Origin of the sequence: Kutzneria sp. 744 (assembly GCF_000568255.1) — a bacterium.
GTDB lineage: Bacteria > Actinomycetota > Actinomycetes > Mycobacteriales > Pseudonocardiaceae > Kutzneria.
The window spans coordinates 2,269,870-2,282,708 of the sequence record NZ_KK037166.1; the positions used below are offsets into that span (position 1 = coordinate 2,269,870).

Sequence of the window (12,839 nt, forward strand, 5' to 3'; positions counted from 1 at the left end):
TCCGCGTTTTCCGCCATGTCCGCCTGGTCGCCGTAGAACTGGCTGAGGAACTGGTCCACCAGTCCGGCGGTGTCCATCTCCTCGACCTTGTCGATCACCCAGCCGCGCTGGCCACGAACCCGACCGCCGCGCACGTGGAACACCTGCACCGACGCTTCCAGCTCGTCCTGGGCGAAGGCCACCACGTCCGCGTCCGTGCCGTCGCCGAGCACGACCGCCTGCTTCTCCAGCGCCATCTTCGCCGCACCGAGGTCGTCGCGCAGTCTGGCCGCCCGCTCGAACTCCAGTTCCTCGGACGCGGCGAGCATCTCCCGCTCCAGCCGCTTGATCAGACCGTCGGTCCGGCCGGCGAGGAAGTCGCAGAAGTCGTCGACGATGTCGCGGTGCTCGTCGGCCGACACCTTGCCCACGCACGGGGCCGAGCACTTGTCGATGTAGCCGAGCAGGCAGGGGCGCCCGATCTGGCCGTGCCGCTTGAAGACGCCGTTCGAGCACGTCCGGGCCGGAAACACCCGCAGCAGCAGGTCCAGCGTCTCCCGGATGGCCCACGCGTGCGAGTAGGGGCCGAAGTAGCGCACGCCCTTGCGCTTGGGGCCGCGATAGACGTAGAGCCGCGGGAATTCCTCGTTCAGGGTCACCGCGAGCACCGGGTACGACTTGTCGTCGCGATACCGGACGTTGAAGCGCGGGTCGAACTCCTTGATCCAGGAGTACTCCAGCTGGAGCGACTCGACCTCGGTCTTGACCACCGTCCACTCGACGCTGGCCGCGGTGGTGACCATCTGCCGCGTCCGCGGATGCAGCGTGGCCACATCGGCGAAGTACGAGGACAGGCGGCTGCGCAGGCTCTTGGCCTTGCCGACGTAGATCACCCGGCGGTGCTGGTCGCGGAACTTGTACACGCCAGGGTTGTCGGGGATCGTGCCGGGGGCTGGGCGATAGGTCGACGGGTCGGCCACCCGTCCAGCCTACGGCCGGGGTCCGACAGTTCCCGCACGCGGTCGGCGACCGCGTGCGGGAGACGCGTCAGGCCAGCACGACGGCGGCGCCGTTGACCTTCACGTTGACCGCGGTGAGGCCGGTCGTGGCCGGGCCGCGGGTGACCGCGCCGGTCGCGGCGGTGAACTGGCTGCCGTGGCCGGGGCAGGTGATGGTGCCGTTCTGCGGCACCGCGACGGTCACGCCCTGGTGCGGGCAGGTGGCGCTGAACGCCTTGACCTCGCCGGCGCTGGGCTGCACCAGCAGCAGCTTGCTGCCGCTGCCACCGGGCTCGTCGACCAGCAGGCCGCCGCCGACCGGGACCGCCGCCAGCTTGGCGACCTCGGTGCCGGCCGCCGCCTTGGGCTGCTGGTCGGTGTTGCCGCCGCCGGTGTCTTTGCTGGACGGGCTGCTGCACGCGGTCGTGACCGCTCCGCCGGCGACCAGGGCGGCGACGAGGCCGCAGAGCACCTGGCGGCGGTTCGGGTTGGCAAGGACCTCGGGCGTGTTCAAACGAGCCTCCGTGCGACGTGGTGGGAAGACACAGTCCACCAGATACACGTGGCCGTTGGATCAGGGGTTCATCCGCATTACCTGTGAATCGTCCGGAATTCGCGTCTTGGAATCTGCTCAGAGAATTCGCGAATTCCGACAAAAAGGTGGCGCCTACCCGCGCCCCGAACGCGGGTAGGCGCCCATTCCCCGCGACAGGGTCTAGTTGGCCGCGCTGGCGATGGTCCTCGCGACGGCCAGCACGGCCGTGAACGGCGGCAGCCAGTGCCGGCTGAAGGAGGGGGCGTTGGCCCACCGCACCCGCCCGTACGGCGTCATGGTCGGCGGCAGCACGATGCTGCTGGGCGACTTCACGAAGCGGATCTCCGACGGGGTCCGCAGCTGCGCCGGCAGCAGGGCCACCAGCTCGGCCAGGAACAGCCAGTTCTCCTGCGGGCTGGGGATCACCAGCGTCGGCCCGGCCAGCATCCGGGCCCGCAGCTCGGCCAGCACGGCGGAGCCGATGCGCGCCGGCATCACCAGGGCGGTGGTGGTCGGCCCCAGCGGCAGCAGCACGCCCTGCTCGGTGACGTTGACCCGCCACCCGAGCATGCGGTAGTTGGCGACGACCTCGCCAAGGGTCCGGCCGAAGCTGCCCTCGGGCGGCTGCGGCGGTTGCACGACGGCCTGCGGGGCTCGTGGCGGCTGGGTCGAGGTACGCATTGGCGGACGTCCTCCCGGGTCGGGCGGTCGCTGCGGCTGGCCGGCGGGTCCATCACCGGGCGCCCTGGTGTGCCAGCAGAGTGCGCCGACACGCCGGGGCACCGCCAAACCGCACCCGGATGGGTCTTATCCGGCTGCTGCATCACCGGTCCGGATGAAGGGTCGGCCGGTTCATGCATGAGGTGAATAGACACGGTCTCACCAGCGATTACACTGTGAACACGCTCAGTCACGGGTGCGAGGTGCCATGGAACCGATCAGGTTACGGCCAGCCAGCACCGGACGAACATGTCCGTGTGGCGCCCGCATCGCGGCCGACAACTCCGACCACCTGTGCACCGCGTGCCGTCGCGGCGCGCGGGACGAGGTGTTCGGCCCGCCCCCGCTGCCGGACGGGTTCTGGGACCACCCGGTGCTCGCCGAGGCCTTCGCCGACCAGAGCATGGGCGGTCTGATCGGGGCGTACCGGCACCATCCGCAGCACCCGCACCGGATCACGCAGGACCGGATGGCGGGCTGGCTGGGCATCAGCCAGGCGCAGCTGTCCCGGTACGAGAACGGGGAGAACCCGATCGACCGGATCGACAAGCTGCGCGCTTTCGCCGAGGTGCTCCGGGTGCCCCCGGAACGCCTCTGGTTCGACCGCACGGGTCCTCCCCGACCCCGTGACCCCGAGGGCTCGACCGTCCGAGACGTCTTCACGCCGTCCTGGGACGCGTTGAGCACTGCCCGGTCCGTCGAAGAGGTGACGAGGAGCGACTTGACTCTCAGCAGAAGGGCGGCGCTGACCGCAGGCGCCGCGGTAGCGGTAGGACCCTCTCTCGTCGAACCGATGCAGCACTGGCTGACGCCGCTGCAACCGCTGGCCAAGTGGGCGGCGGGCGGCGCCATCAGCGCCGATGAGCTGGCGGCGATGCGCATGGTTGTCGACGGGTTGCGCGGCTGGTCGGGCGGCGGCGGTGTCGCCCGCAAGGCAGTGCTCGGACAGCTCAACGAGCTGGCCGAGCGGCTGCGCCGCGCGCCGGACTCCCCCACCACCCAGCAGGCGTTCCAGCTGGGGGCGGAGCTGGCCAAGATGGCGGCGAGCATGTCGTTCGACGCCGGCCTCAACGACTCGGCCCAGCGCTACTACGTGCTGGCGGTGCGGATGGCCAAGGCCAGCCGCAACGAGCCGTTCGGCGCGCTGTGCCTGGCGTCGATGGCCCGGCAGATGTTCGACCTCGGACGCCCCGAGGACGGGCTGGAGCTGGTGCAGCTCGGCCAGTACGGCACGCGCCGCACGGCCACGCCGGCACTGCGGGCGCTGCTGCACACCCGTGAGGCGTGGGCGTACGCGCTGCTGGGCCGGGTCAACGAGTTCCACCGGGCGGTCGGCCACGCGCAGGAGTGCTTCGGCGCGCGGGACCGGTTGTCCGAGCCGACCTGGATGGCGTCGTTCGACGAGGCGGAGATGGAGGGGGTGATCGGCGCCCGGCTGCGCGACCTGGCCCGGCACGACCCCACCCAGGCTCCGCTGGCCGAGCGGCACATCCGCCGGGCCCTGGCCCTGCGCGACCCGTCGCGGGCCCGCAGCCGGGTGTTCGACGTGATCGGCCTGGCCCGCACCCGGTTGGCCACCGGCGAGCCGGAGGCGGCCTGCGAGCTGATCCAGTCCGTGCTGCCGATGGTCGTCCGGCTGCGCTCGGGCCGGGTCCGCCGCAAGCTCCAGGACTTCGTCACGGAGTCGGCCCAGTACCGCCAGCTCCACGCCGTCCGCGAAGTCCAGGACGCCATCCGAGCGGTCCGCACAGCCTGACCAAGATCGAGGGAACAATCCTGGCGTTCAACGTCAGGAAGGGCCCCTTCCTGACGTTGAACGTCAGGAAGGGGCCCTTCCTGACACTCACACCGTCGCGGTGGCGTCCTTGTACAGGGCTCGGAGGGTGCGCATGGCGGTGACGGCGCGGGGGCCGTCGGCCGACTGCACGGCCATGATCGAGATGTACTCGTCGGCGGGGAGTTCCAGGCGGGCCCAGGCGGAGCCGTCGGGGAAGCTGAGGCCGCGGATGTCGGACCACGCGTAGCGGGTGGAGCCGAGCAGGTTGCGGACCTCGATCCACTCGGCCTGCGCCCGCACCCGCGGCCGGGTCAGCAGCAGCACGCCGCAGGCCAGCAGCACGCCGACCATGGCCATGGCGATCTGGTCGGACACCTCGAAGTAGGCGCCGGTCGGGGTGTTGCGCAGCAGGACGGCGATCACCACGAACAGGGCGATCAGGCCGGCTGCCGCCGGGATGGCGACGAACCGCACGCGCCGCGGCCGGAAGCTGACAACCTCGCTCACGCCAGCCCCCGATCCGTCCACGGGCGGTTGATGTTGCGCAGCTGCACGGCCGTGTCCAGCGCGGCCACGGTGGCCTCGAAGCCCTTGTCCTCGGCCGAGGACGGCATGCCGCAGCGGTCGAGGGCCTGCTGCTCGGTGTCGCAGGTGAGCACGCCGTTGCCGATCGGCGTGGACTCGTCGAGGGACACCCGCGTGAGGCCGTCGGTCACGGCGTCGCACACGTACTCGAAGTGCGGGGTGCCGCCGCGGATGACCACGCCCAGCGCGACCACCGCGTCGTGGTGGCGGGCCAGCGCCTGGCACACCACCGGCAGCTCGATCGCGCCGGCCACCCGGACCACGGTCGGCTCCTTGATGCCGGCCTTGGTCGCCGCGGTCAGCGCCCGCTCCAGCAGGTTGCTGGTGATCGTCTCGTGCCACCGGGTGGCCACCACCGCGAGCCGCAGGTCCTCACACCACTGCGGCACCGCCATGGTCGGCCGGCCATCGCCACTCATCGCTGCGCTCCGTCGTCATCGCCAGTGGACTCGTACTGCTCTAGATGATGCAGGTCGTGTCCCATGCGGTCGCGCTTGGTCCTCAGGTAGCGCAGGTTCTCCGGGTTCGGCCACACCGGCAGCGGCACCCGGTCGACCACCTTCAGGCCGTATCCCTCCAGACCGACGCGCTTGTCGGGGTTGTTGGTGAGCAGCCGCATCGACTTGATGCCCAGGTCGACCAGGATCTGCGCGCCGGTGCCGTAGTCGCGGGCGTCGGCCGGCAGGCCCTGGGCCAGGTTGGCGTCCACGGTGTCCGCGCCCTTGTCCTGAAGCTGGTACGCCTGAAGCTTGTGCAGCAGGCCGATGCCGCGGCCCTCGTGCCCACGCATGTACAGCACGACACCGCGGCCCTCGGCGGCGACGGCCTCCATGGCGGCGTCCAGCTGCGGGCCGCAGTCGCAGCGCAGCGAGCCGAACACGTCGCCGGTCAGGCACTCGGAGTGCACCCGGACCAGCACGTCCTCGCCCTCGCCGAGCTCGCCCTTGACCAGCGCGATGTGCTCGATGCCGTCCAGCGTCGAGTCGTAGCCGACGGCCTGGAACTCGCCGTGCGCGGTCGGGATGCGGGCGTCGGCGACCCGGATGACGTGCCGCTCGGTGCGGCGGCGGTAGGCGATCAGGTCGGCGATGGTGATCATCTGGAGCTCGTGCTCCGCGGCGAACACCATCAGCTCGTCGCGGCGGGCCATGTCGCCCTCGTCCTTCTGGCTGACGATCTCGCACAGCACGCCGGCCGGGTGCAGACCGGCCAGCTTGGCCAGGTCCACGGCGGCCTCGGTGTGGCCGGCGCGGCGCAGCACCCCGCCCTCGCGGGCCCGCAGCGGCACCACGTGGCCGGGCCGGTTGAAGTCGCCGGCCTCGGACTCGGGATCGGCCAGCAGCCGGATGGTGTGCGCGCGGTCGGCGGCGGAGATGCCGGTGGTCACGCCCTTCTTGGCGTCCACCGTGACGGTGTAGGCGGTGCCGCGCGCGTCCTGGTTGGTGTGGAACATCGGCGGCAGGTCCAGCCGGTCGCACACCGACTCGGGCAGCGGCACGCAGATGTAGCCGGAGGTGTAGCGCACCATGAAGGCGATCAGCTCGGGCGTGGCCTTCTCGGCCGCGAAGATCAGGTCGCCCTCGTTCTCGCGGTCCTCGTCGTCCACCACGACGACGGCCTTGCCGGCGGCGATGTCGGCGATCGCCTGCTCGATAGCGGCGTTGGCGCTGATGGGGTTGCTCACCGGGCCTCCTCGTGCTGAACGGCCAGTGCGGCCAGGTGCGGCGTGGCCAGCCGCTCGACGTACTTCGCCAGCACGTCGACCTCGATGTTCACGCGGTCGCCGGGCTGACGGCGGCCCATCGTGGTCAGCTCCAGCGTGGTCGGGATCAGCGCCACCGAAAGCTGTCGTCGGGACGTCGACGACGGTCAGGGAGATGCCGTCGATCGTGACGGAGCCCTTCTGCACGAGGTAGCGGGACAGCGAGGCGGGGATGCCGAACTTGGTCAGGCCGCCGTCGTTGTGCTCCAGGAACAGGCCGACGCCGTCCACGTGGCCCTGCACGATGTGGCCGCCGAGCCGCTGGCCCGCGGCCATCGCGCGCTCCAGGTTGACCCGGTCGCCCTCGTGGATCTTGTCCAGGCTGGACCGCTGGAGCGACTCGTCCACCACGTCCACGGTGAACGTGTCCTCGGTCGTCTCCACCACGGTCAGGCACACGCCGTTGACGGCGATCGAGTCGCCGTGCTTGGCGTCGGAGACGACCAGCGGACCTCGGACCGTCAGCCGCGCGGCGTTGGGCAGTTGCTCGACGGCGACGATCTCGCCCAGTTCCTCCACGATCCCGGTGAACACGGGGATCCCCCTTACTCGGTCTTGACCGGCACTGCGGAGATCCGCACGTCGGGTCCGCTCATGGTGACGTCTTCGATGCCGAAAGGCAGCGCCTGGGTGATGGTGTTCACGCCGGCGTCCAGCAGCGCGGCCGGGCCCGCCCCCAGCAGCATCGGGGCGACGTAGACGAGCACGCGGTCCACCCGGCGCGCCTTGAGGAAGGCGCCGGCCAGCCGCGGCCCGCCCTCCAGCAACACGTCCACCACACCCCGCTCGGCCAGTGCGGCCAACACCTCGTCGGGGTCGTGGCTCCGCACGTGCAGCGTCTCCGCCGCGTCGTCCAACACGCGGGCGGTCGCCTCTATTTCGCTCGTGCCGACGACCACGCGCAGCGGCTGCCGCGGCGACAGCGTGCCGTCGTCCTCACGGGCGGTCAGCTGCGGGTCGTCGGTGGCCACGGTGCCGATGCCGGCGACGATGGCGTCCACCTTGCGGCGGATGTCGTGCACCTCGGCGCGGGACATCGCGGAGCTGATCCAGCGGCTCGTGCCGTCCTCCGCCGCCACGCGGCCGTCGAGGCTCGCGGCGTACTTCCACGTCACATGCGGACGGCCCGTGCGGGCGTAGTGCAGCCACGCGCGCAGCGGCCCGCGCTCCACGTCCTCGCCGTGCAGACCGCCTTCGACCTCCACGCCCGAGGCGCGCAGCACGTCCGCGCCGCCGGCCGCTCGGGGGTTGGGATCGGCGACCGCGTAGAACACCTGCTTGATGCCCGCGGCCAACAGCGCCTGCGTGCACGGGGGCGTGCGGCCGTAATGCGAGCACGGCTCCAGGGTCACGTAGGCGCTGCCGCCCTTAGCCCGCTCCCCGGCCGCGCGCAGGGCCATGACCTCCGCGTGCGGACCGCCGGGCGGCTGTGTCGCGCCGATGCCGACGATCTCGCCGTCCGCGCTGACGATCGCCGCACCCACCGGCGGGTTCGGGCTGGTGACGCCCCGCGTCCGCTCGCTGGCCTCGATCGCCGCGCGCATCGCGCCCTGGTTCGGGTCCTGGTTCGGGTCCGTCATCGCGCCGCCTTGGCCCTCAGCTTGCGAACCGCCTCGGCCGGGTCCTTCGCGCCGTACACCGCCGAGCCGGCGACGAAGCAGTCCACGCCGGCGTCGGCCGCCTGCTCGATCGTGTCGTCGTTGATGCCGCCGTCGATCTCCACCACCAGCGTCAGGTGGCCGGTGTCGACCAGGCGCCGGGCCGTGCGGACCTTGTCCAGCACCTCCGGCATGAAGGACTGGCCGCCGAAACCCGGCTCCACCGACATCACCAGCAGCGTGTCGTAGTGCTTGAGCACGTCCAGGTAAGGCTCCAACGGGGTGCCCGGCTTGACCGACAGTCCCGCCTTCGCCCCGGCCGCCCGCAGGTCCTTGGCGATCTTGATCGGGTCCCGCGCCGCCTCCACGTGCACCGTGACGTTGTACGCGCCGGCCTCCGCGTAGCCGATGGCCCAGCGGTCCGGGTCGTCGATCATCAGGTGGCAGTCCAGCGGGATGTCGGTGGCCTTGCGCAGCGCCTGCACCACCGGCAGGCCCAGGGTCAGGTTGGGCACGAAGTGGGCGTCCATCACGTCCACGTGCAGCCAGTCCGCGCCGGCCACGGCGTTGGCCTCCTCGCCCAGCCGGGCGAAGTCGGCGGACAGGATGCTCGGGGCGATCAGCGGCGACTGTGACACGGCCCCGAGTCTAGTTGCCGGACCCGCAGGCATTCGGCCGCGCGCCGATCGTCCCGATAGGCCGTAGGTCACACCCCGCTAGCCGGTCGGCCAGGTCAGCCCGAAGCCGAGCGGGAACAGCGGCGTCCTGCCGTCGCCGTCGTTGACCGGTTCCTGGGACGCGGTCTGCGGCCAGCTCACCGGCAGCTTCCCGGTCGGGGCGACGACGCCGAACAACACGTCGGCCACGCCCTGCCCCTCGGTGCCCGGCAGCCACGCCTCGACCAGCGCCCGCCAGTCCGGCAGCTGCGCGCTGATGTCCAGCGGCCGGACGGACACGAGCACGACCACCACCGGCACGCCCGACGCGCGCAGCCGGCTCAGGGTGGCCAGATCCGTCTGGTCCAGCCCCATGCCGCCGGTCCGGTCGCCGGCGCCCTCGGCGTACGGGGTCTCGCCGATCATCGCGACGGCCGCGGTGTAGCTGTTGTTGACGCCGTTGCCGTTGCGGTCGTAGGTGACCGACCCGGTGCCGGCCGTCGCGTTGCGAATGCCTTACAGCACAGTGGTGCCGGGCGTGACGTTGCCGCTGCCGCCCTGCCAGCTGATGGTCCAGCCGCCGCTCTGCAGGCCGATGTCGTCGGCCGACTTGCCGGCCACGAACACCTTGGCCGACTTGGCCAACGGCAGGATGCCACCGGCGTTCTTCAGCACCACCTGGGACTCGTGCACGGCCGGCCGGGCCACCGCCCGGTGCACCGCGGAGCCGACCGTGCCGGTGAAGGTGCGGTCGGCCAACGGGTGCTCGAACAGGCCGAGCTGGAACTTCTTGGTCAGGATGCGGCGGTTGGCGTCGTCGATCCGCGCCCGCGAGATCTGCCCGTTGTTCACCTCGGTGCGCAGCATGCTGATGAACTGCTTGTAGTTGGTCGGCACCATCACCATGTCGATGCCGGCGTTGACGCTGGCGTCGATGTCGGCGGCGGAGAAGCCGGACTGGCCGTCGATCTGGTCGATGCCGGCCCAGTCGGACACCACGAAGCCGCTGAAACCCAGCTCGCCCTTGAGCAGGTCGGTGATCAGGTGGCGGTTGCCGTGGTCCTTGACGCCGTTCCAGCTGCTGTGGGAGATCATCACCGAACCCACGCCCTTGTCCACCGCGGCCTTGAACGGCGGCAGGTGGATGGCGCGCAGGTCGGCCTCGGACAGTTGGGTGTTGCCCTCGTTGACGCCGCCGGTGGTGCCGCCGTCGCCGATGTAGTGCTTGGCGGTGGCCAGCACCGATGCCCGCGCCGCGCCGAGTGTGATGCCCTGCAGGCCGGTGACGATCGTGGTCATCGAGGTGGCGATGCTCGGCACCTCGCCGAAGGACTCGTACGTGCGGCCCCAGCGATCGTTGCGGGCCACGCACAGGCAGGGCGCGAAGTCCCAGTTGACGCCGGTGCCGGCGACCTCCTCGGCGGTGGCCCGCCCGACCTGCTGCGCCAGCGCGGGATCGCGGGTCGCGCCGAGGCCGATGTCGTGCGGGAAGATCGTCGCGCCGACGACGTTGTTGTGGCCGTGCACCGCGTCCGCGCCGTAGATCATCGGGATGCCCAGCGGCGTGGACAGCGCGGTGCGCTGGAAGCTGTCGTACATGGTGGCCCAGGACTGCGCGTTGTTCGGGCTGGGCGCGGATCGCCGGACAGCACCGAGCCGATCCGGAAGGTCGCGAGATCGCTCTGCGGATTCAGCGCGGTGCGCTCGGCCTGGGTCATCTGGCCGAGCTTCTCGTCCAGGCTCATCCGCGCCATCAGGTCGGTGACCCGGTCGGCGACGGGCAGGGCGGGATTCTGGTACGGCAGGCCGGCGCGCGGGGCTTGCGCGGTGGCCGGTGTCGTCACCGACGCGATGGTCGGCAGGCACGCGGCGGATACGAGGAATGATCGCGGAATCCTGGTGCGGGGCAAGGGAACCTCCTGGCAGGCACGTGCGCGGACTACCCGGCGAGAGGCGGCGTGCGCTTCCTCTGGAAGCGCTCCCACGGCGGTACCATACGTCCGCTTTGCCCGTGTGCCCAGATGTGCGAGGGTGCCTCGGCATCGGTGCACACGACCGGGCTATCCCGTTCATTCCTTCACTCTTGCATTAAGGCGTGTATTGACCGCGTCCCCTCTGCGCCATAGCATTCGACCCCGTCGGAGCCGCCACTGACACCGTCGCCTCCCATCGAAGCAGGAGGACCCAGTGGCTCGTGTTCGAGCCGCGGCGATCGCCGCGGCGGCCCTGTCCCTGACCCTGATCTCCACCGCCGCCGGCGCGCTGCCCGCGGCCGGCGCGCCCGCCGCGACGCCGGACTTCGGCCCGAACGTGACGATCTTCGACCCGTCCATGTCGGCGTCGTCGATCCAGAGCAAGCTCACGTCGGTGTTCAACGCGCAGCAGTCCGCGCAGTTCGGCGGCGCGCGCACCGCGCTGCTGTTCAAGCCGGGCACCTACAACGTCGACGCGAACCTCGGCTTCTACGAGCAGGTCGCGGGCCTCGGCCTCACCCCGGGCCAGGTCACCATCAACGGCCAGGTCCACGTCGAAGCCGACTGGCAGGGCGGCAACGCCACCCTGAACTTCTGGCGGGACGCCGAGGGCCTGACCATCAATCCCCCGGGCGGCACCGACACCTGGGCGGTGTCCCAGGCCGACCCGTTGCGCCGCGTGCAGGTCAACGGCAACCTCAAGCTGGACGACGGCGGCTGGTCCTCGGGCGGCTTCCTGGCCGACTCCCGGGTGACGGGGCAGGTCCGGTCGGGCAGCCAGCAGCAGTGGCTGACCCGCAACTCCCAGATCGGCTCCTGGACCGGCCAGAACTGGAACATGGTGTTCTCCGGTGTGCAGGGCGCGCCGGCGTCGAACTCCTTCCCCAAGCCGCCCTACACGGCGGTCGCGCAGTCCCCGGTGATCGCCGAGAAGCCGTACCTGTACGTCGACAGCGCCGGCAACTACACCGTGTTCGTGCCGGCACTGCGCACCAACAGCTCCGGCACCTCCTGGGCAGGAGGCAATCCCGCCGGCACCTCGCTGCCGATCAGCGGCTTCTACATCGTCAAGCCGGGCGACACCGCCTCGACGATCAACGCCGCCCTGGCGGCCGGCAAGAACCTTCTCGTCACGCCGGGCGTCTACCACCTCAACCAGACGCTCAACGTGACCCGCGCCGACACGGTCGTGCTCGGTCTGGGCATCGCGACCTTCGTGCCGGACAACGGGATCACCGCGATCTCGGTGGCCGACGTCAACGGCGTGAAGATCGCCGGCCTGCTGATCGACGCCGGCCCGACCAACTCGCCGGTGCTCATGCGGGTGGGCCCGAACGGCTCGACGGCCAACCACGCGGCCGACCCGACCGTGCTGTCCGACGTGCACTTCCGCGTCGGCGGCGCCGGTGTCGGCAAGGCCACCCAGTCGCTGGTGGTCAACAGCAACAACGTGATCACCGACGACACCTGGATCTGGCGGGCCGACCACGGCAACGGCGTCGGCTGGAACACCAACACCGCGGCCAACGGCCTGGTCGTGAACGGCAACAACGTGACCGCGTACGGCCTGTTCGCCGAGCACTACCAGCAGTACCAGGTGATCTGGAACGGCAACGGCGGCAAGACGATCTTCTACCAGTCCGAGATGCCCTACGACCCGCCCAACCAGAGCGCGTACATGAACGGCTCGACCAAGGGCTGGGCCTCGTACAAGGTGGGCGCCAACGTCACCAGCCACGAGGCCTGGGGTCTGGGCGTCTACTGCCTGTTCGTCAACGACGCCAGCATCTCGAACGCCCACGCCATCGAAACCCCGAGCACCGGCGTCAAGTTCCACGACATGGTGACCGTGATGCTCGGCAGCAACGCCGGCACGATCACGCACATCGTGAACAACACCGGCGCCGCCGCCGGTCCCGGACACACCGTCCAGGACCTGGTGAACTTCCCCTAGCTCTCCTGGATCGACTTCTCCTGGGGCCGGCGCAGCACCTGGCAGAACATCGCGTCGGTGCCGTGCCGGTGCGGCCAGAGCTGCACGTGCGGGCCGTCGCCGAGGTCGGGGACGCCGGGGAACAGCTCCCGGGTGTCCACGGCCTCGGCCAGGCCCTTGCGCACGAAGTCGGTGGTGACGCCGATGGATTCCCGCAGGTGGGGCGAGCAGACGACGTACGCGACGATGCCGCCGGGGCGGACCAGCTTCAGCGCGGAGGTGAGCAGCTCGCGCTGGAGCTTGGTCAGCTCGGCGACGTCGTC

Annotated in this window: 10 protein-coding genes and 3 pseudogenes; 2 read left to right on the forward strand and 11 right to left on the reverse strand. The window is 70.8% G+C overall.

From position 1 onward, the window contains the following. From uvrC to KUTG_RS10140, 3 genes are all read right to left on the reverse strand, one after another. Positions 1–959: excinuclease ABC subunit UvrC (gene uvrC, locus KUTG_RS10130; protein ID WP_063753498.1), on the reverse strand; the 959-nt coding region annotated here is incomplete at its 3' end. A 67-nt stretch (positions 960–1,026) separates the two neighbouring features. Then, positions 1,027–1,491 (reverse strand): Rieske (2Fe-2S) protein, encoded by a 465-nt coding sequence (locus tag KUTG_RS10135; protein WP_043716516.1) that lies wholly within the window; start codon positions 1,489–1,491, stop codon positions 1,027–1,029. A gap of 201 nt (positions 1,492–1,692) precedes the next feature. Beyond that, positions 1,693–2,193, reverse strand: coding sequence for a hypothetical protein (locus KUTG_RS10140; protein ID WP_052394288.1), 501 nt, complete (start codon positions 2,191–2,193; stop codon positions 1,693–1,695). A 247-nt stretch (positions 2,194–2,440) separates the two neighbouring features. Here KUTG_RS10140 and KUTG_RS10145 point away from each other — a divergent pair, with 247 nt between their 5' ends. Further along, the gene (locus KUTG_RS10145) at positions 2,441–3,988 is read left to right on the forward strand and encodes a helix-turn-helix domain-containing protein (RefSeq protein WP_043716518.1); all 1,548 of its coding nucleotides are present in this window, start codon (positions 2,441–2,443) and stop codon (positions 3,986–3,988) included. A gap of 87 nt (positions 3,989–4,075) precedes the next feature. Here the strand turns inward: KUTG_RS10145 and KUTG_RS58240 are convergent, their stop codons facing one another. From KUTG_RS58240 to KUTG_RS10175, 7 genes and pseudogenes are all read right to left on the reverse strand, one after another. Further along, the gene (locus KUTG_RS58240) at positions 4,076–4,516 is read right to left on the reverse strand and encodes a PH domain-containing protein (RefSeq protein WP_198047084.1); all 441 of its coding nucleotides are present in this window, start codon (positions 4,514–4,516) and stop codon (positions 4,076–4,078) included. After that, a complete protein-coding gene (gene ribH, locus KUTG_RS10155) occupies positions 4,513–5,013 on the reverse strand; it encodes a 6,7-dimethyl-8-ribityllumazine synthase (RefSeq protein WP_043716521.1) in 501 nt (166 codons plus the stop codon). Before ribH ends, KUTG_RS58240 begins: the two co-directional genes overlap by 4 nt. Continuing rightward, the gene (locus tag KUTG_RS10160; protein ID WP_198047752.1) at positions 5,010–6,266 is read right to left on the reverse strand and encodes a bifunctional 3,4-dihydroxy-2-butanone-4-phosphate synthase/GTP cyclohydrolase II; all 1,257 of its coding nucleotides are present in this window, start codon (positions 6,264–6,266) and stop codon (positions 5,010–5,012) included. Before KUTG_RS10160 ends, ribH begins: the two co-directional genes overlap by 4 nt. Before the next feature lie 8 nt (positions 6,267–6,274). Next, positions 6,275–6,890, reverse strand: a pseudogene (locus tag KUTG_RS56130) (riboflavin synthase). A gap of 11 nt (positions 6,891–6,901) precedes the next feature. Continuing rightward, complete coding sequence (ribD, locus tag KUTG_RS10165) at positions 6,902–7,936, reverse strand: bifunctional diaminohydroxyphosphoribosylaminopyrimidine deaminase/5-amino-6-(5-phosphoribosylamino)uracil reductase RibD (protein WP_043716523.1); 1,035 nt, start codon at positions 7,934–7,936, stop codon at positions 6,902–6,904. Further along, on the reverse strand, positions 7,933–8,577 hold the full coding sequence (rpe, locus tag KUTG_RS10170) for a ribulose-phosphate 3-epimerase (protein ID WP_198047753.1): 645 nt from the start codon (positions 8,575–8,577) through the stop codon (positions 7,933–7,935). The genes ribD and rpe overlap by 4 nt, the downstream gene beginning before the upstream one ends. Positions 8,578–8,670: 93 nt before the next feature. Then, positions 8,671–10,463: pseudogene (locus tag KUTG_RS10175) on the reverse strand (glycoside hydrolase family 3 protein). 334 nt (positions 10,464–10,797) lie between these two features. On the opposite strand from KUTG_RS10175, the gene KUTG_RS10180 reads away from it, so the two are divergent. Further along, positions 10,798–12,537, forward strand: coding sequence for a coagulation factor 5/8 type domain-containing protein (locus KUTG_RS10180; RefSeq protein WP_084579132.1), 1,740 nt, complete (start codon positions 10,798–10,800; stop codon positions 12,535–12,537). On the opposite strand, the pseudogene KUTG_RS55285 reads toward KUTG_RS10180, so the two are convergent. Further along, positions 12,534–12,839: pseudogene (locus KUTG_RS55285) on the reverse strand (rRNA small subunit methyltransferase B); the annotation flags it as partial. The gene KUTG_RS10180 and the pseudogene KUTG_RS55285 sit on opposite strands and share 4 nt — an antisense overlap.

Coding starts and splice junctions, on each gene's coding strand:
- KUTG_RS10140 (WP_052394288.1), bottom strand. CDS start 2,193: ATGCGTACCTCGACCCAGCCGCCACGAGCCCCGCAGGCCGTCGTGCAA.
- KUTG_RS10145 (WP_043716518.1), top strand. CDS start 2,441: ATGGAACCGATCAGGTTACGGCCAGCCAGCACCGGACGAACATGTCCG.
- ribH (WP_043716521.1), bottom strand. CDS start 5,013: ATGAGTGGCGATGGCCGGCCGACCATGGCGGTGCCGCAGTGGTGTGAG.
- ribD (WP_043716523.1), bottom strand. CDS start 7,936: ATGACGGACCCGAACCAGGACCCGAACCAGGGCGCGATGCGCGCGGCG.